The 16,813-nt window shown below is 70.7% G+C and carries 16 protein-coding genes; 11 read left to right on the top strand and 5 right to left on the bottom strand.

The genetic code is table 11. From position 1 onward, the window contains the following. Window positions 1–185 precede the first annotated feature (185 nt). The 7 genes from FZ103_RS15455 (at window position 186) to FZ103_RS15425 (ending at window position 10,731) form a co-directional block, all read left to right on the top strand. Complete coding sequence (locus FZ103_RS15455; RefSeq protein WP_186356360.1) at window positions 186–2,255, top strand: PhoX family phosphatase; 2,070 nt, start codon at window positions 186–188, stop codon at window positions 2,253–2,255. A gap of 140 nt (window positions 2,256–2,395) precedes the next feature. Next, the gene (gene mgrA, locus FZ103_RS15450; RefSeq protein WP_156002072.1) at window positions 2,396–3,475 is read left to right on the top strand and encodes an L-glyceraldehyde 3-phosphate reductase; all 1,080 of its coding nucleotides are present in this window, start codon (window positions 2,396–2,398) and stop codon (window positions 3,473–3,475) included. A 408-nt stretch (window positions 3,476–3,883) separates the two neighbouring features. Continuing rightward, entirely contained in the window at window positions 3,884–4,867 is a 984-nt protein-coding gene (locus tag FZ103_RS15445) for an ABC transporter permease (RefSeq protein ID WP_156002069.1), read from the top strand. Window positions 4,868–4,949: 82 nt separating this feature from the next. Continuing rightward, the gene (locus FZ103_RS15440) at window positions 4,950–5,852 is read left to right on the top strand and encodes an ABC transporter permease (protein ID WP_156002066.1); all 903 of its coding nucleotides are present in this window, start codon (window positions 4,950–4,952) and stop codon (window positions 5,850–5,852) included. Window positions 5,853–5,870: 18 nt separating this feature from the next. Next, the gene (locus FZ103_RS15435; RefSeq protein WP_156002062.1) at window positions 5,871–8,021 is read left to right on the top strand and encodes an ABC transporter ATP-binding protein; all 2,151 of its coding nucleotides are present in this window, start codon (window positions 5,871–5,873) and stop codon (window positions 8,019–8,021) included. A gap of 64 nt (window positions 8,022–8,085) precedes the next feature. Beyond that, complete coding sequence (locus FZ103_RS15430) at window positions 8,086–9,804, top strand: ABC transporter family substrate-binding protein (protein ID WP_186356359.1); 1,719 nt, start codon at window positions 8,086–8,088, stop codon at window positions 9,802–9,804. Between the two features lie 345 nt (window positions 9,805–10,149). Next, window positions 10,150–10,731, top strand: a complete 582-nt coding sequence (locus FZ103_RS15425) for a hypothetical protein (RefSeq protein WP_156002059.1) — start codon at window positions 10,150–10,152, stop codon at window positions 10,729–10,731. Window positions 10,732–10,799: 68 nt separating this feature from the next. Here the strand turns inward: FZ103_RS15425 and FZ103_RS15420 are convergent, their stop codons facing one another. Beyond that, on the bottom strand, window positions 10,800–11,066 hold the full coding sequence (locus FZ103_RS15420) for a GntR family transcriptional regulator (protein ID WP_156002056.1): 267 nt from the start codon (window positions 11,064–11,066) through the stop codon (window positions 10,800–10,802). 153 nt (window positions 11,067–11,219) lie between these two features. On the opposite strand from FZ103_RS15420, the gene FZ103_RS15415 reads away from it, so the two are divergent. The 3 genes from FZ103_RS15415 (at window position 11,220) to FZ103_RS15405 (ending at window position 12,173) form a co-directional block, all read left to right on the top strand. Continuing rightward, on the top strand, window positions 11,220–11,531 hold the full coding sequence (locus FZ103_RS15415) for a hypothetical protein (protein WP_156002053.1): 312 nt from the start codon (window positions 11,220–11,222) through the stop codon (window positions 11,529–11,531). Further along, window positions 11,528–11,731 (top strand): hypothetical protein, encoded by a 204-nt coding sequence (locus tag FZ103_RS15410; RefSeq protein ID WP_156002050.1) that lies wholly within the window; start codon window positions 11,528–11,530, stop codon window positions 11,729–11,731. Before FZ103_RS15415 ends, FZ103_RS15410 begins: the two co-directional genes overlap by 4 nt. Window positions 11,732–11,984: 253 nt before the next feature. Continuing rightward, window positions 11,985–12,173 carry a hypothetical protein gene (locus tag FZ103_RS15405; RefSeq protein WP_156002047.1) on the top strand — a complete coding sequence of 63 codons (189 nt, stop codon included), beginning with the start codon at window positions 11,985–11,987 and terminating at the stop codon, window positions 12,171–12,173. On the opposite strand, the gene FZ103_RS15400 is transcribed toward FZ103_RS15405, so the two are convergent. Beyond that, window positions 12,170–12,943 (bottom strand): MerR family transcriptional regulator, encoded by a 774-nt coding sequence (locus FZ103_RS15400; protein ID WP_156002375.1) that lies wholly within the window; start codon window positions 12,941–12,943, stop codon window positions 12,170–12,172. The two genes, FZ103_RS15405 and FZ103_RS15400, sit on opposite strands and share 4 nt — an antisense overlap. 143 nt (window positions 12,944–13,086) lie before the next feature. On the opposite strand from FZ103_RS15400, the gene FZ103_RS15395 reads away from it, so the two are divergent. Beyond that, complete coding sequence (locus FZ103_RS15395) at window positions 13,087–13,689, top strand: SMI1/KNR4 family protein (RefSeq protein ID WP_156002044.1); 603 nt, start codon at window positions 13,087–13,089, stop codon at window positions 13,687–13,689. A 64-nt stretch (window positions 13,690–13,753) separates the two neighbouring features. Here FZ103_RS15395 and FZ103_RS15390 read toward each other — a convergent pair whose 3' ends face one another. From FZ103_RS15390 to FZ103_RS15380, 3 genes are all read right to left on the bottom strand, one after another. Continuing rightward, entirely contained in the window at window positions 13,754–14,191 is a 438-nt protein-coding gene (locus FZ103_RS15390) for a hypothetical protein (protein ID WP_156002041.1), read from the bottom strand. A 273-nt stretch (window positions 14,192–14,464) separates the two neighbouring features. After that, a complete protein-coding gene (locus FZ103_RS15385; RefSeq protein WP_156002038.1) occupies window positions 14,465–16,012 on the bottom strand; it encodes a hypothetical protein in 1,548 nt (515 codons plus the stop codon). 207 nt (window positions 16,013–16,219) lie between these two features. Then, window positions 16,220–16,813: a C40 family peptidase gene (locus FZ103_RS15380; protein WP_156002374.1), complete on the bottom strand. Its 594-nt coding sequence runs from the start codon at window positions 16,811–16,813 to the stop codon at window positions 16,220–16,222.

Below are 16,813 nucleotides of genomic sequence, written 5' to 3'. Positions count from 1 at the left end.
GAAACGTGTGTCGCGGAATTGGCGGACCATTCACGGTGAATTCACGCCGCCGAACGACTGATCGGCCAAGGTCATGGAGGTCCGGGCTGCCCACCGGCCCCGACTCCCTCCGGCCGTGCGCGGCCCCCGCGATCCCGCCGCGCTTCCCGGCCTCCGGTCATCCCCGCAAGCCATAGGAGGACCCAGTGCCGCAATCCGTCCCCCATCGCCGCCCCCTCCCGCTGATCGGGCAGGTCGGCGGTGGCCGCTCCCGCCAGACCTGCCGGTTCCGCTGCGGCGACGCCTGCTTCCACGACGCGCCCAACACCAGCGGCAACGCCTACTTCGGCGACATCGCCGCCGCCGCGCTCTCGCGGCGCAACCTGCTGCGGGTCGGCGCCGTCGGTGCGGGCGCGACCGCCGCCGCGGCCGGACTGGGCGGCATGGCGCCGGCGCTGGCCGACAAGGGCCGCGGCCGGGGCAACCCGCGGCTGGACTTCCAGGGCCTCCGGCCGGGCTCCACCGACGCCGTCGAGATCCCCGAGGGCTACGAGCAGCGTGTGGTGGTCCGGTGGGGCGACCCGGTGCTGCCCGGCGCGCCGGAGTTCGACTTCCGCAACCAGACCGCCGACGCCCAGGCCAAGCAGTTCGGCTACAACTGCGACTTCGTGGGGTTCCAGCCGCTGGGCCGCGACCGCGGGCTGCTGTGGGTCAACCACGAGTACACCAACGAGAACCTGATGTTCGCCGGCTACACCGACGGCAACGACGCCGACCCCGAGCAGATCAAGATCGCCATGGCCGCCCACGGCGGTTCGATCGTGGAGATCCGCCGCGAGCGCGAGGGCCGCGGCCGGGGCTGGGGCAAGCGCACCGGCGGCTGGCGGCTCTCCCGCGGGCGGCGCCCGTTCAACCGCCGCATCACCGCCTCCACCCCCATGGAGCTCACCGGACCCGCCGCGGGCGACGAACTCCTGCGCACCGAGGCCGACCCCGACGGCACCACCGTGCTGGGCATGCTGAACAACTGCGCCGGCGGCACGACCCCCTGGGGCACCATCCTCACCTGCGAGGAGAACTTCAACCAGTACTTCGTGGGCGGCGAGAACGCGCCCGAGGACGCCAAGCCGGCCCTGGCCCGCTACGGCATCGCCACCGAGGGCGACACCCGCGAGGGCAACCGCCGCTTCGACCGGGTCGACGAGCGGTTCGACCTCTCCCGCCACCCCAACGAGGCCAACCGCTTCGGCTACGTCGTCGAGATCGACCCCTACGACCCCGGCTCCACGCCCAAGAAGCGCACCATGCTGGGCCGCATCAAGCACGAGGGCGCCAACATCCGCATCACCCGCGACGGCCGCGTGGCGGTCTACATGGGCGACGACGAGCGGTTCGACTACATCTACAAGTTCGTCAGCGAGCGCCGCTACCGCAAGGGTTCCCGGCGCGGCAACAGCCGCCTGCTCGACTCCGGCACCCTGTACGTGGCCAAGCTGCGCGGCGACAGCCCGGAGAACGAGATCGACGGCTCGGGCGAGCTGCCCTCCGACGGCGCGTTCGACGGCTGGGGCGAGTGGATCGCGCTGTGCAGCGACAAGGAGAGCTTCGTCGAGGGATTCACGGTCGCCGAGGTGCTCGTGCACACCCGCCTGGCCGCCGACAAGGCCGGCGCGACCAAGATGGACCGGCCCGAGGACATCGAGGCCAGCCCGGCCACCGGCAAGATCTACTGCGCGCTGACCAACAACAGCGCCCGCGAGCCCGGCCAGGCCGACGAGCCCAACCCGCGCGGCCCCAACCGCTACGGCCACATCCTGGAGATCACCGAGCGGCACAACGACGCCGCGGCCACCCGGTTCCGCTGGGACGTGCCGATCGTCTGCGGCGACCCCGAGGACCCCGGCACCTACTTCGCCGGCTTCGACAAGTCCAAGGTCACCGCCATCTCCTCGCCGGACAACCTGACCTTCGACGAGCGGGGCAACCTGTGGATCTCCACCGACGGCATGGCCTGGGGCAACGACGGGCTGTTCGCCGTGCCGGTGGAGGGCCGCTACAAGGGCGAGCTGAAGATGTTCGCCCGGGTGCCCAACGGCGCCGAGTGCTGCGGCCCGCTGATCACCGAGGACCAGAAGACCGTCTTCATCGCACCGCAGCACCCCGGTGACGACGGCAGCTACGAGCAGCCGCAGAGCACCTGGCCCGACCGCAACGGCTTCCCGCGCCCCTCGGTGGTGTCGATCTGGCACAGCCGCGGCAAGGACATCGGCAGCTGAGGCGCGGCCGGCTCCCACCGGCGCACGCCGTAGCCGCGGCCGGCGTCCGCACCCCGGTGCGGACGCCGGCCGCGGGCGTGTGCGGCCGGGACCGCCGCGTGTGGGCACGCAGCCCGGAGTGCGGTGGGATGATGGGGCCCATGGTGCGAGAGAACGACATTCCCCGACTCGACGTCCCCAGCGCCGGAGTCCACCGGGCCGACGCCGGCCGCTACGACGGCCGCATGCCCTACCGGCGGACCGGGCGCAGCGGCCTGCGGCTGCCCGAGGTGTCCCTGGGGCTGTGGCAGAACTTCGGCGACGCCCAGCCGCTGGAGACGCAGCGGGCCATCCTGCGGCGCGCCTTCGACCTGGGGGTCACCCACTTCGACCTGGCCAACAACTACGGGCCGCCGCCCGGCGCGGCCGAGTTGAACTTCGGCCGGATCCTGCGCGAGGACTTCCGCGCCTACCGCGACGAGCTGGTGATCTCCACAAAGGCGGGCTACGAGATGTGGCCGGGCCCCTACGGCAGCGGCGGCGGCTCCCGCAAGTACCTGCTGGCCAGCCTGGACCAGTCGCTGGCGCGGATGGGCCTGGACCACGTCGACATCTTCTACAGCCACCGCTTCGACCCCGACACTCCCCTTGAGGAGACGATGGGCGCGCTGGCCCACGCCGTGCACTCCGGCCGGGCGCTGTACGCCGGCATCTCCTCCTACTCCGCCCAGCGCACCGCCGAGGCCGCGGCCCTGCTGCGCGAGATGGGCGTGCCGCTGCTGATCCACCAGCCGTCGTACTCGATGGTCAACCGCTGGATCGAGGAGCAGGGCCTGCTGGACGCACTCGAGAGCGCGGGGGCGGGCTGCATCGTGTTCTCGCCCCTGGCCCAGGGGCTGCTGACCGGCCGCTACCTGGAAGGCGTCCCCGAGGGCTCGCGGGCCAGCCGCAGCGGGTCGTTCTCGCGGGAGTGGCTGGCCGAGGGCAACCTGGAGCGCGTCCGCGCGCTGAACGAGGTTGCGCGCGGGCGCGGGCAGACGCTGGCGCAGCTGGCGATCAGCTGGGTGCTGCGCGATCGCCGGATCACCTCGGCGCTCATCGGCGCCAGCAGCGTCGAGCAGCTGGAGGACAGCCTCGCGGCGGTGCGCGGCCCGGCGCTGGGCGAGGACGAGCTGGCCGAGATCGACAGGCACGCGGTCGACCTGGGCGTCAACATCTGGCGGCGCTCCAGCGAGCACTAGCCTGCCGGCGGCGCCGTCCGCAGCCGCGGCCGCATCGGGCCGCCGCTGCGGACCGTCGCTGTGTGATTTCCCGACCACTGTGCGTTCAAGAGCGGTTATTATCCTTCTATGCGGTGCGGTGATTTGCAGGAAAGTAACCCCCGTTGCGCTTTCTTGATGCGCCGGTAACCCCGCAGTGTCCGCAAACAGCCCAAACTCGTGTGAATTCGGATCACTGACCGTGAATCGGATGTAAGCGGGATGCGGTCACCGCACAGAGCCGACCCTCCGGCGGTAACCGGACATCCTCCCCTTGCGCCGACTGCGTCTGTGCGACTACGCCATACCTGGCGGGCACACAGGCCCGCGCCGGTTCACCGCGGTTGATCCGATGCTGTCCGTCCGGGCGATGTGAGCTAGGGGCACCAGTTGGCGAAGTTCTTGGTCAGGCGACTACTGAGTTATCTCGTCCTGATCTTTCTCGCGTCGAGCATCGCCTATCTGATCGCTGCGACGACCCTGAGCCCGCGCGCCTACTTCGAGCAGCAGCAGCCCCCGCCGAGCGACCAGGCCATCGAGCGGCAGCTGGACAAGCTCAACCTGAACCCCGAAACCCCGCTGGCGGAGCGCTACGCCACGTGGGTCGCCGGCGTCGCCGTCGGCGACTTCGGCCAGACCATCACCGACCAGAGCGTCAACGAGGCCATCGCGCGCAAGGCCGGCGTCTCGCTGCGGCTGATCGTGGCCGGGACCGTGATCGGCGCGACCCTGGGCGTGGCCATGGGTGCCTACGCCGCCGTGCGCCAGTACGGCAGGTTCGACCGCGTCACCACCGTGGCCGCGTTCTTCCTGCTGGCGGTGCCCGCCGTGGTCGTGGCCGTCACCCTGCAGGTCATCGCCGTGTGGATCAACGACGTCAGCGGCATGCGGTTACTGGAGTACGGCGGCGAGTACAGCGCCAACCTCGACGCGGGGTTCTGGGGCACGCTGCTCGACCGCGTCCAGCACGCGATCCTGCCGACCATGGCGCTGTCGCTCTCGCTGTTCGCGGCGTTCAGCCGCTACCAGCGCAACATGATGCTCGACGTCCTCGGGTCGGACTTCGTGCGCACCGCCATGGCCAAGGGGCTGACCCGCCGCGCCGCCATGATCAAGCACGCTCTGCGCACCGCGCTGATCCCCACGATCACCTACTTCACGTTCACCTTCGGCATCCTCATCGCCAACGCGACCTTCACCGAGAAGATCTTCGGCTGGCACGGCATGGGGGCCTGGGTCGTGGACTCGATCTCCACCCAGGACGTCAACGCGGTCGCCGCGGTCACGTTCTTCATGGCCGTGTGCGTCATGGCAGCCTCCTTCCTGTCCGACGTGCTCTACGCATGGCTGGATCCGCGGGTACGGGTGAGCTGACCATGAGCCGCACCCGCCCGCCCCGCGGCGCCGCGCCGATCCGGCCCTGCCCGTCCCCGCTCACCGTGCTGGAGTACATCCCATGAGCCTGTCCGCCGAGCGCGAGGCGACCACGTCCGAGGCCGCCGCGGAGATCTCCGGCCGGTGGTCGTCCTTGGCCAAGGAACTGCTGGCCACCCGGCGCGTCGTCATCGGGCTCGCGATCATCCTCGGCCTGATCGCCATGGCGTGGATCGGCCCGATGCTCAGTCCGTGGGGCTTCGACGAACGCGACTTCACCGCCTTCCGCAGCCCGCCCACCGCCGACCACTGGTTCGGCACCGGCAACACCGGCCGCGACGTCTTCCACATGACGATGGTCGGCCTGCAGAAGTCCATCCTCATCGGGCTCTGCGCCGCGCTGTTCACCACCGTGATCGCCGCCCTCGTGGGCGCGTTCGCCGGCTACTACCTCGGGTTCACCGACCGCGCACTGATGTGGGTGACCGACCTATTCCTGGTGCTGCCGCAGTTTTTGATCCTGGCCATCCTCTACCCGGTCCTGCGCGACCAGGGATGGCTGGTCTTCGTCCTGCTGCTGGCCTGCCTGATGTGGATGGTCACCGCGAAGATGGTGCGCGGCATGACCATCTCCCTCAAGGAGCGCGAGTACGTGCTGGCGGCGCGCTACATGGGCGTCAGCCACGGCCGGATCATCCTGCGCCACATCCTGCCGAACATGTCCTCGCTGCTGATCGTGGACGCCACCATCAACGTCAGCTCCGCAATCATCCTGGAGACCGCGCTGTCCTACTTCGGATTCGGCATCCAGCCGCCCGACGTCACCCTCGGCTCGCTGATCGCCGAAGGATCGCGCCAGGCCCTGGCCTTCCCGTGGACGTTCTGGTTCTGCACCGGGCTGCTGATCGTGCTCGTGCTCGCGGTGAACCTCGTCGGCGACGGGCTGCGCGACGCGCTGGACCCGCACTCCAAGAGCAGGACCTAAGAGGGGGATCGAACCGCCATGAGCGCAACCAGCGGCACCGCCGCCGCCGAGCAGGAGCAGACCGGCGCGGCCCGCGGGCCCGACGGCGTCGAGCCCCCCGTCCTCGAGGTCCGCGACCTGGAGGTGTCCTTTCCCGGAGGCCGCGGCAACGCCGGCGTCACCGCGGTGCGCGGCGTCAGCTACGAGGTGCGGCGCGGCGAGATCCTCGGCATCGTCGGGGAGTCCGGCTCGGGCAAGTCCGTCTCGTCCCTGGCCGCGATCGGGCTGCTGCCCGACTACGCGCAGGTCAAGGGCTCCATCCGCCTCCACGGCGAGGAGCTGCTGGGGCTCGACGACCGCACCATGGCCCGCAAGCGCGGCCACGCCATCTCCATGGTCTTCCAGGACCCGCTGTCGGGGCTGACGCCCGTCTACACCGTCGGCGACCAGGTCGCCGAAGCGGTGCGGGTGCACAACCCGCAGATCTCACGCGCCGCGGCGCACAAGCGCGCCGTCGAGCTGCTCACCCTGGTGGGCATCCCCGACGCCGAGCGCCGGCAGCGGTCCTTCCCGCACGAGTTCTCCGGCGGCATGCGCCAGCGCGTCATGATCGCCATCGCCATCGCCAACGACCCCGACGTCATCATCTGCGACGAGCCCACCACCGCGCTGGACGTCACCATCCAGGCCCAGATCCTGGAGGTGCTCAAGGCCGCCCAGCGCGAGACCGGCGCCGCCATCGTCATGATCACCCACGACCTGGGCGTGGTCGCCGGGCTGGTGGACCGCGTCCAGGTGATGTACGCGGGGCGGCTGGTCGAGACGGGCACCGTCGACGACGTCTACTACCGCACCCGCATGCCCTACACCATGGGCCTGCTGGGGTCGGTCCCGCGCTTGGACCAGGACGAGAAGAGCCCGCTGATCCCGATCAAGGGCAATCCGCCCAGCCTCACCGACATGCCCCCCGGCTGCCCGTTCGCGCCCCGCTGCCCGATCGCGGTCGAGGCGTGCGACGCCGGCGAGCCGCCGCTGGAGCAGGTCGGCGGTGAAGGCCACCGCGCCGCCTGCATCCGCGCGGGCGAGATCGAGTCCAACTCGTGGACGGCGCACGACGTCTACCCCGTCAGCGAGATCGCACACGACCCCGTCTCCCAGGTGCCGCGCGAAGACCGCGGAACCGTGCTGCGCGTGGAGGGTCTGGCCAAGCACCACCCGCTGATGCGCGGCGCGCTGTTCAAGCGGCGGGTGGGCACCGTCTACGCGGTCGACGGACTCAGCTTCGACATCCGCGAAGGCGAGACCCTGGGGCTGGTGGGCGAGTCCGGCTGCGGCAAGTCCAGCACCCTGATGGAGATCCTCAGCCTGGACAAGCCCCAGCAGGGCACCGTGGAGGTGCTGGGCAAGGAGTCGGGCCGGCTCTCCAACCGCGAGCGCTTCGACGTGCGCCGCGACGTGCAGGTCGTCTTCCAGGACCCCATGAGCTCGCTGGACCCCCGCATGCGGGTGTTCGAGATCATCGCCGAGCCGCTGCGCACCCACGGCTACGCCAAGGACCGGATCCGCTCGCGCGTGCTGGAGCTGATGGAGCTGGTCGGCCTGGACGGCTCCGCCGTGACGCGCTCGCCCGCGGAGTTCTCCGGCGGGCAGCGGCAGCGCATCGGCATCGCCCGCGCACTGGCGCTGGAGCCGAAGCTGCTGGTGCTGGACGAACCCGTATCCGCGCTGGACGTGTCCATCCAAGCCGGCGTGATCAACCTGCTGGAGGAGCTCAAGGCACGGCTGGGGCTCTCCTACCTGTTCGTGGCCCACGACCTGTCCGTCGTACGCCACATCGCCGACCGCGTGGCGGTGATGTACCTCGGCAAGATCGTGGAGATCGGCGATGTGCAGTCGATCTACCGGCGGCCGACGCACCCCTACACCAAGGCGCTGCTGTCGGCCATCCCGCTGCCCGACCCGGAGAAGGAGCGGCGGCGCGAGCACATCGTGCTCCAGGGCGACCTGCCCAACCCGGCCGACCCGCCGTCCGGGTGCCGCTTCCGTACCCGCTGCCAGAAGTTCGCCGTCCTCAGCGAGGACGATCGCTCGGCCTGCCGGGAGCGCGAGCCCGAGCTGCGGCACCGGGTCGAGGGGGCGGCCGACCAGGCCGCCGCCTGCCACTACGCGGACACGGAAGGGTCGCGTTGACCGTCCGTGCGCCCAGCCCCACCCACCCGATCCCCTTGAGAACAGACCAGTGAGGAGAATCCCCGTGCGAATCAAACGCGCCGCCAAGGTCGGCGCCCCGCTTGCGGCGTTGGTCCTGGCGGCCGGCGCCTGCGGCGGGGGCGGCGAGGAGAGTCAGAACAACGAGGAGACCCTCGCCGACATCCCCGCGATCGACATCAACAAGACCGACCGCTCCGAGCTGAAGGACGGCGGCACGTTCCACTGGGGCATCAACGAGTTCCCGCCCCAGTACCAGGTCTTCCACACGCAGGGGAACCTGGCCAACGCGGTGCGGGTCGCCAACGCCGTCATGCCGCAGGCCCACGAGTTCGACGAGAAGGGCCAGCCGCACCCCGACGAGGACTACGTCCTCTCCAGCGAGGTCAGCGAGGACGGCAGCACGCTGACCTTCGAGCTGAACCCCGACGCCAAGTGGTCCACCGGCGACCCGATCACCTGGGAGGACTACGCCGCCCAGGTCGAGACCGTCGGCGGGCACCGCGACAACACCTCGAAGTTCGACATCGGCGACACGACCGGCTACGAGCGGATCAGCGACGTCGAGAAGGGCGCCGACAAGTTCGAGGTGATCTTCCACTTCGAGACGCCCTTCGCCGAGTGGCCGCGCCTCTTCGACGTCCTCTACCCCAAGAAGTACATGGAGGACCCGAAGAAGTTCAACGAGGCCTACAAGCAGGCCTTCCCGGTCACCGCCGGTCCCTTCGGCGACGTGAAGTTCGACAAGACCGCCCAGACCATCACCGTCAACCGCGACGAGGACTGGTGGGGCGAGCCCGCCAAGCTGGACTCGATCGTCTACCACACCTACGGCAACGACGCTCTCGCCGGCGTGATGAACAACGGTGAGATCGACGGCTTCTACCTCGGCTACGACGCTGCGGGCTACGACCAGCTCAAGGACGCCGAGGGTGTCCGGCTGACCAAGGCGATCGACAACGCCTTCCGCCACATGACCTTCAACGGCGGCAAGGGGCGCGTCCTCGCCGACAAGAAGCTGCGCAACGCCCTGGTCCACGCGATCGACCGCAAGCAGATGGCCAACGCCACTCTGAGCGGCGTCAACTGGCCGACCGACCCCACGGCCAACCGCATGCTCGTCTCCACCCAGACCGGGTTCAAGTACAACGGCGAGGGCTACGGCGAGTACGACCCGGAGAAGGCCGCCGAGATGCTCGACGAGGCCGGCTGGACCCGGGAGTCCGAGGACGCGATCCGCACCAAGGACGGCGAGAAGCTGCAGCTGCAGTGGGTGATCCCCAGCGACCTGCAGAACACCGCCGACGAGGCCGAGATCGCCAAGGCGCAGCTGAAGGAGGTCGGCGTCGGGGTCAAGATCCAGACGGTGCCGATCAACTCCTACTTCTCGGAGTACATCGTTCCGGGCAACTACGACGCCACGACCTTCGTGTACTCCAGCACCAACCCCTACGGCGGCGACCTCGCCGAGAACTTCGTCGGCCCGGTGGGCAAGGACGAGGACGGCAACGTCAACTGGGGCAACAACCTGCACTTCTTCAGCACCGACGAGATCAACAAGGCGTTCGACGAGCTGTCGACCCTGACCGATCCCGAGGAGTACGCGGCCAAGGCCAACGAGATCGACCGGATGCTCTGGGAGCAGAGCATGGCGGTGCCGCTCTTCCAGCGGCCCGGCCTCTACGCGGTCGACCCCAAGATCGCCAACTGGGGCGCCAACGGCCTGGCCTCCATCCCCTACGCGGACATCGGCTTCGTCAAGTAGGCGAACAGGCGATACGCAGGCCGACCGGTGGCCGTGTGCGCAACGCACGGCGCCGGCCCCGCGGCCCCGCCACCGCCCCCGCCCGGTTCGCCGGGCGGGGGCGGTGCTGCGTGCGGGGAGGGGCTGCGGCCTCCGCGGCGATGCGGCGGGGCCGGGGCGGGGGCGAGAAGCGCGCCGCCGGGGACCGCGGGAGCCGGATCACACGGGGTTCGGGAGGCGGGCGAGACTGCCGATCTTCACGGGTTCGGGTCTAGACTCAGGGGCCGCCGCACCGCGCCCGTCCGGCGCCGGTGCGTGACCGCGGCGGGATCACGGGAGACGACGGCAGGAGTCGGCGGAGAGGCGATGGTGGAGTTCATCCGGGCGTGGATCATCGGCGCCGTGGCGTGGTTCATGCTGACCAACATCGGAGCGCTGGCATTCCAGCTGCTGGCCCCGGCCGAGCACGTCCGCAGCTTCGGTTGGGCCCTGCTGTGGCTGGGCGGGATCGGGTTCGCCGCCTACTTCCTCTCCGCGGTCGCGGCGGCACTCGTCCACCGGGCGCCGGACCGCCACGACCTGGGCCGCAACGCGATCGCGGTCCTCGCCGCCCCGGCGGCGGGCACCGCCGTGGACACGGCCCGGCTGCTCACCGGCTCCGAGGTGAACTGGGCGCTGTTCGGCAGCTGGACGGCAATCGCCCTCGCGGGCGCCGTCCTCGCCTTCCTGCTGATGCGCCGCCTGCAGCGCCCCGCCGTCGTCGAGTCCCCGACCGGCGAGCGGCTGCGCGTCCCCAAGACCTACTGGGACCGCACGGAGGCGACCGAGCCCCGCGATGACGCGGAGAACGGGAAGGCCGGGGAGGGCCGGGAAGCGGCGGAGTCCGCAGGGGACGAGTCCGCAGAGGCGGAATCGGGAGAAGCCGACGAGGCGCGCCGGTCGGCGTAGTCGGCTCGGCACCGCGCCAGATCTCCGGGGGTACAAGATCGCCGGGATCGTGAGAACTCAGTGCCTCATCATTCTTGCCTGACGTATGCGCCCTTGCCGGGCACTATGCGCAGATATCCGAGATCGGAAAGCAAGAGCAGCGACTTTCGGGCCGTACCGCGGGCGACGCCGAACTCCTGAACCAAGCGCTCGATGCCTGGAACCACACGCCGAGGTGGATACCGTCCGCTGTCGATCCTGGCCACCAGGATCGCGCACAGCTGGAGATACACCGGATCCGGGGCTTCGTGGTCGATCTCATCGTCTGGTCCGTAGCCGCGGGGGATCTCTGCCATGGAATCACTTTAGAAGTCCACATCACAGCGAACATTGGCGAGTCAGGGCATGGCATGGCATGTCACTGTTGGGCTACGGTGGACATAGGAAGACCCCCGCGACGCTGGCAGGCGTCCGGGGGCGCGGCCACCAGCTATGCAGGAGCTGATGACATGACCGAGCTTATCGAGCGTGTGCTGCGGCGTGTGGGCGTCGGGCGCACTGCCGTGTCCGTATTCAAGCCTCCATCCACTTCCCGAGTTCGCCGGACGTCGCGGCGGTCCGCTGCGCGCGTCAGGGGCTATGCTCCCCGGTCTGCCGCGTTCACCGCCGTGCCGAACGCGCCGGATCCGCGGCTCCGGGCCGCCTCCCGGGTGCGGCCCTATGCGGCCTGCGGGCTCGCGCACATCCGGATCGGCGCCACCGACTGGCAGGCCGAGTTCGACCGGGTCGCCGAAGCCGCGTTCGCGGGGGTGGGCCGATGAGCGCGCACGATGCGGAGCCGCTCGTACCCCGGCAGCGGGACGGGTTCGAGCTGACCCCGGCGGAGCGGACCGAACTGCAAGACCTGGTGGACGAACTCGTTTCGGCCACCGAGGACCGTGTTTTCTGGCTGGGCCGAGTCCGCGAGACGGCCCTGGAGATCCAGCGGCGGCTGGGCGCGATGCTGGAGAGCGGCGACTGAGCGGGCCGCCCTGCGGCTGAGAAGTTGCGGTGGCGAGTTGGGCGCCAGCCTCGGCGTCCGCTGGAACGGATCCCCGGGTGTAGGCGTCTGTGGAAGAGGCATGGGACGCGGCCCGGGGGTCGGGAGTGGGCACAGGAGGCCGCACCGCGGTCCGCGGCGCGAGTCGCAGCCCGGCCGGTCGGCAGTCCGCCCGGCCGCAGGGCCAGGCGGGCTCGACCTGCGCAGCGGCGACCAGCACTGGGAAAGGGAGCGAATGCCTCGCTGGATCTTCTTCTTCGTCGGGATTCTCGCGCTGGTCTATGCCGGCATGACGACCATCGACACCGTCCAGATGCTGAACAGCGGGATCGAGGAGGGGATGGGCGTCTTCTACGGCTTCATCGCGTTCTTCGTGGTCTTCGGAGCCGTGTTCATCGCCATCGGCGTCAAGAAGCGGAACTAGCAGCATCCGGTAGCCGGATCCGCCGCGGTGCCGGAATCGTGCGGGCGGAAGATCTCGTCGAGCATCGCCTCCGCGTCGCTCGGCGCCCGGACGTCCAGACTCACCGAGTCGTGGGCGAAGTGCAGCGTGAAGGAGAAGAACGGGCAGCAGCGCTGTTCGGCGGCGGCCAGCTCTGCGGTCTCGGCGGCGCGGTCGGCCGGCAGTACGGCACGCACGCCGTCCGCGATGTCTTCGCGATGGGCACCGTCCAGCAGAGTCCGCCAGCGGTCGATGCGGGCGTGCATGTCCGCGGACGACTCCAGGGAGCAGGCGATGACCGGTGAGCTTCGCTCCGGTTCGTTCTCCGCAGGTGCCGGCTGGGGGAGGGGGTGCCGCAGGTCGATGAGATCGCATTCGGGGCCGCACGGGCCGGGCGAGTCGGGGAGAGCGTCCAGGTGGTCGAGGGTGCCGCGGAGCGTTGCGGTGAACTCGGCCAGCTCCGCCTCCCGGCTCCGGGCGGCGGCGAGCCGCGCGGCCAGGCGCGGGCGCAGCGACGCCTTGACCTGCGCGCAGGCGCCCTGCCGCCAGACGTCGAGGAGTTCGGCGATCTCGTCTAGCGGCAGCCCGAGGCGCTTCGCGGTGACGATCAGCTCCAGGCGCCGCAGGTCGGCGGGGTCGTAGACCCGGTAGCCGGCGCGGGTGCGTCGGGCGGGCAGCAGCCCGCGCTCGTCGTAGTAGCGCAGCGTGGAGGCCGCGACGCCGGAGCGTCCGGCCAGTTGTGAAATGCTCATGGTCTCCACGGACCCGACGCTAGACCTTCGAGTCGGCTTCAAGGTCAAGCCGCGGAGGCGGGCACAGTCGCGGATGACGTGGGGCAGCACCGGCCCACGGCCGCGCGGTCGCGGATGTCGGCGCCGTCTGGAACGGTCCCCCTATGACCGCATCTGTGCAGCAATCATGGGACCGGATTCAGGCGTGGCTGCGGGAGAAGGCACCGCGGTCCGCGGCGAGGGTCATGCCGCCGGCGGATCCGGCGGAGATCGGCTACACGGAGCGCATGTTCGGCCGGGAGCTGCCGGAGGAACTGCGGTCGCTGTGGCTGTGCGTGGACGGCACCGGGGAGGACACGGAGCTCATACCGCCGTTCTACCGGCTGCTGTCCGTCCAGGAGGCGCGCACCGAGTGGGCGTCCGAACCGTGGTTCGGCGACCAGGACTGCTGCCGGGCGGACGGAACGCACCGCTCCGCGGCCGGGGAGCGGATTCTGGGCTTCTGCCGTGCGCTGTTCCCCATCGGCCGGGACTACGGCGGCGACTATCTGGTGGTCGACCAGCGGGAGGGTGCCATGCGGGGGTGCGTCGCCAGGTTCCACCACGACGACGGGGTGCGGCCCCCGGATTGGGGCGGTGTCGGCGCGATGCTCGCCTACATCGCGGAGGTCCTGAAGTCACCGCCCTGCCGGATGGACGGCGCCGACCTGCGTCCCGCTGAGACCGAGAACGGAGTCTTCGGCTGGCTGGGCTCCGAGGACGACTGAGACGGCGGAGCGCCCCGCGTACCGTCCCGACTCCGGACGCTGGAGGCTCGATTCGGCGTCCGGATCAGGCCCGGTTATCGGCTCTGGTGCGGATCCTGCGGGACAGGGCGGAGCCCAGCGCGGTACCGGTGGTGATCATGGCGGCGGCGATGAGCAGGGCGGCCGCGTTCGCCGCCGATGGGCTGGGGGAGAGGGCTGCGGCGGCCTCCAGCACCGCGCCGATCGCGGGCACGGTCCACACCGCGACCAGGCGGCGGGCGGGGCGGGGTGGGCGTGAGGGGGGTCGTCGTGAGCGGGCTCGGCGTGAGCGGGGGAGCGCCAGGCCGGCGGCGAGAGCGACCAGGGTGTAGCCGGTGAGCGTGGTGCAGGCGATCCACGGCAGGCGCAGGTGCGGTATGGAGAGGGCGCCCAGCGGGAAGAGCCAGAGGTGCAGCAGGGCGCTGGCGAAGGCCCAGGCCAGCCAGGCGGCGGCTCCGGCCGTCCAGGCGCGCAGCAGGTCCATGAGGGGGCTCCGTTTCCGTGGTCGCGCGGAGAGTCGTGGGGCGGTCGTCGCGGCCGCGTGTTCGCGGCTTACGGGGGGTGTGGGCGGGCCGCGGTAGCTGGCGCTTCGCCGGCGGAGAGCGACGCGAGGGGCGAGGTAAGGGGAGAGCCGGGACACGAGCCTCGACTGCACGCCGCATCGGTCCGGGAGGCGGCGTTCCCGGGGTCCGGGCGGGGGTGGTCGGCCGGCGCCCTGCGGAACGCGGCCCTGGGTAGGGACGGGCGGCGCCGGTCATCAGTCGGCGCAGTCCTCGAACGGGACGAGTTCGCGCCGCCCCGCCGGTCCCGGCCCCGCGAGGTAGCGGGCGCCCGTGGCCGTGCGCGTCAGCGACTCCCATCCGGTGGCGCCGCCGAACGTCCAGCCGCTCAGTGTGGCGTCCGCGCCGAACTCGCGGCCGTTCGACTCGGCGGCGTAGCGGACGGTGCTGTAGGTGGCCTCGCTGAACAGCAGGCGGTCGAACTCGCCGATGTCATCGCTGCGCTGCGCCGCCGGTGAGGTTATGTCCTTGGGGCGGCCGGTGGTGGCCAGGAACTCCAGGGCGGCCAGCGGTCGGCTGCCGGCGAGCCAGCGGCGCACCGCCGCCCTGTTGGCGCCGGTCACCTCCAAACGGGTCGTGCCTGCGATGTGCCCGCGGTCCTCGTCGGTGTTGACGGTCTCGATCGTGATCGCCACGAGTTCTCCGGTGGCGCGGTCGCGGGTGGTGGTGAGGGAAGCGCGGGCGAGGCGGTCGCGCGCGTCGCGCGGTCTCAGCACGGACTTGGGCATGAGCGGGCCGACCTCGCCGGCCTCGGCGAACGTGAACCCCACGGTCTGGGAGACGGTGCCGCTGCGCTCGTCGACGGACTCGGTGAGCACCGCTTCGCCTTCGGCGCCCGCCGAGACCAGGTGAAGCAGGTTCAAGCTGCTGGACACGCCGTCGCGGCGGCTCCCAGGATCGGCGGATGGATCGCCGCCCGTATCGGCGTCGGTGCTGCCGGGATCGGCGGTGCGGCCATCGGCAGGGGAGGTGGGACCGTGCGGCCCGGCCTCGGCGGATCGGCCTGAGCGGCGCAGGCCGAACTTCGCGCCCGCTTCTCCGGTCAGGTGGACGCCCGCGTTCACAGAGACCTCCCGGCGGTCCGGAGGCGGGAGGTCTCCTGCGGAGTCGCCGCCGAGGCGGTCGGCGGCGACTCCGACGATCCGGGCACCGAGCGCGTCGAAGGCGCCGCTGTCGGAACCTAGGTTCTGCAGGTGCTCCGCGCGGGCGACACGCTTACGGAAGCGGTCGGCGGCGCGTTCGGTGCGGAACGTCCACGTGCGTGTGGCGGCCAGCCCGCCGTGCATACCCGCGCCCACTCCGGCATGGGCGTCGGCGAGCGGGCCCAGGTCCGCCCCCCAGCGCAGCGGGCTCGGCGCGTCGGCGGAGCCGTGCAGGGCATGGGTCAGCGAGACCTCCGCCGTGCCGTCGCTGTTGACCCGTTCGCCGATGCGCACCCGTCCGCTCGGGCTGGCGGCGATTGAGATGCTCACCGAGGCACTGAGCTGCTGCGCGTCGGTCGTGCACGGCTCGGGCAGGAAGTCCTCGGCGACACCGCGGCCGGGTGGGCAGCCGCCAAGATCCAGCACGGCGCAAACGGCCCGCTCGATCCCGGTGACAATCCGCCCGCCGAAGTCGGTGGATGCGAACAGGGTGACACCGAGCGCGCCGACGACGAGGACGACACCCGCATAGCCGAGCAGGGTTCCGCCGCGATCGGTGGTGTTCGGAGGAGGGATGCAAACACGGATCGGTCGAGCAGCCATGTTCGGCCTCGCAGGAGGAGAGGATGAAGGATGCGAGGTCGGGGCTGGGCGGCGTTGTCCACAAAGGCGGCAGCCGACGGAGCGGCGCTATGGAGAACGCGGGGCGGCACCCGGTTTCACGTGCGATCAGGGGGAGCCGGGGTGGCGCGGTCATCCGGGGGCATGCACACGGCCGCGGTGCCACGGGCCGAGGAGGCGTGGAGCGGATTAAGCCTGGGGGACCCGAGCCTGGCCCACCCAGATCGACTCCCACTGCGGGACGCCGAGGACCTGCTCAACATGCACCGGATCGCCGGCGTGGACCATTTTCCCCTCGCCGATGTACATTCCCACGTGCGTAGGCGGCGGATACTCGCCCGGCATGGTATGGAAGAAGATCAGGTCGCCGGGCTGCAGATCGCTCCTGGGAATCTGCTCTAGCGCGTCGATCTGGGCCCACGTGGTTCGCGGGATCAGCACCCCGGCCTCTTTCCATGCCTCCTGCATCAGCGACGAGCAGTCATAGGACTGCCGACCGGTGGCGCCCCACACGTACGGTTTCCCCTGCTGAGCGAGCGCGAACTGGATGGCGACCTTGGCGCTGCCCTCGCCCTGCACCTCGCCGCTCCACGTACCGGCGAAGTTCCACGTGTACTCCTCGGGCTTCTCCGGCCGTTCATGCTCGACCCAGGTCTCGCCCCCGCACTCGGGACCCTCCACACGGCAGACGTACTCGCGGGTGGCGTCATGAAAGACATCGCCGATCGAGGTGGAAGACAACCCGATGACGATGACGCCGGCGATGGTGATCAGCGCGGCCAT

The sequence above is a fragment of the Streptomonospora sp. PA3 genome (assembly GCF_009728995.1).
Classification (GTDB): Bacteria; Actinomycetota; Actinomycetes; order Streptosporangiales; family Streptosporangiaceae; genus Streptomonospora.
This window is presented reverse-complemented; position numbering and strand designations above follow the sequence as displayed.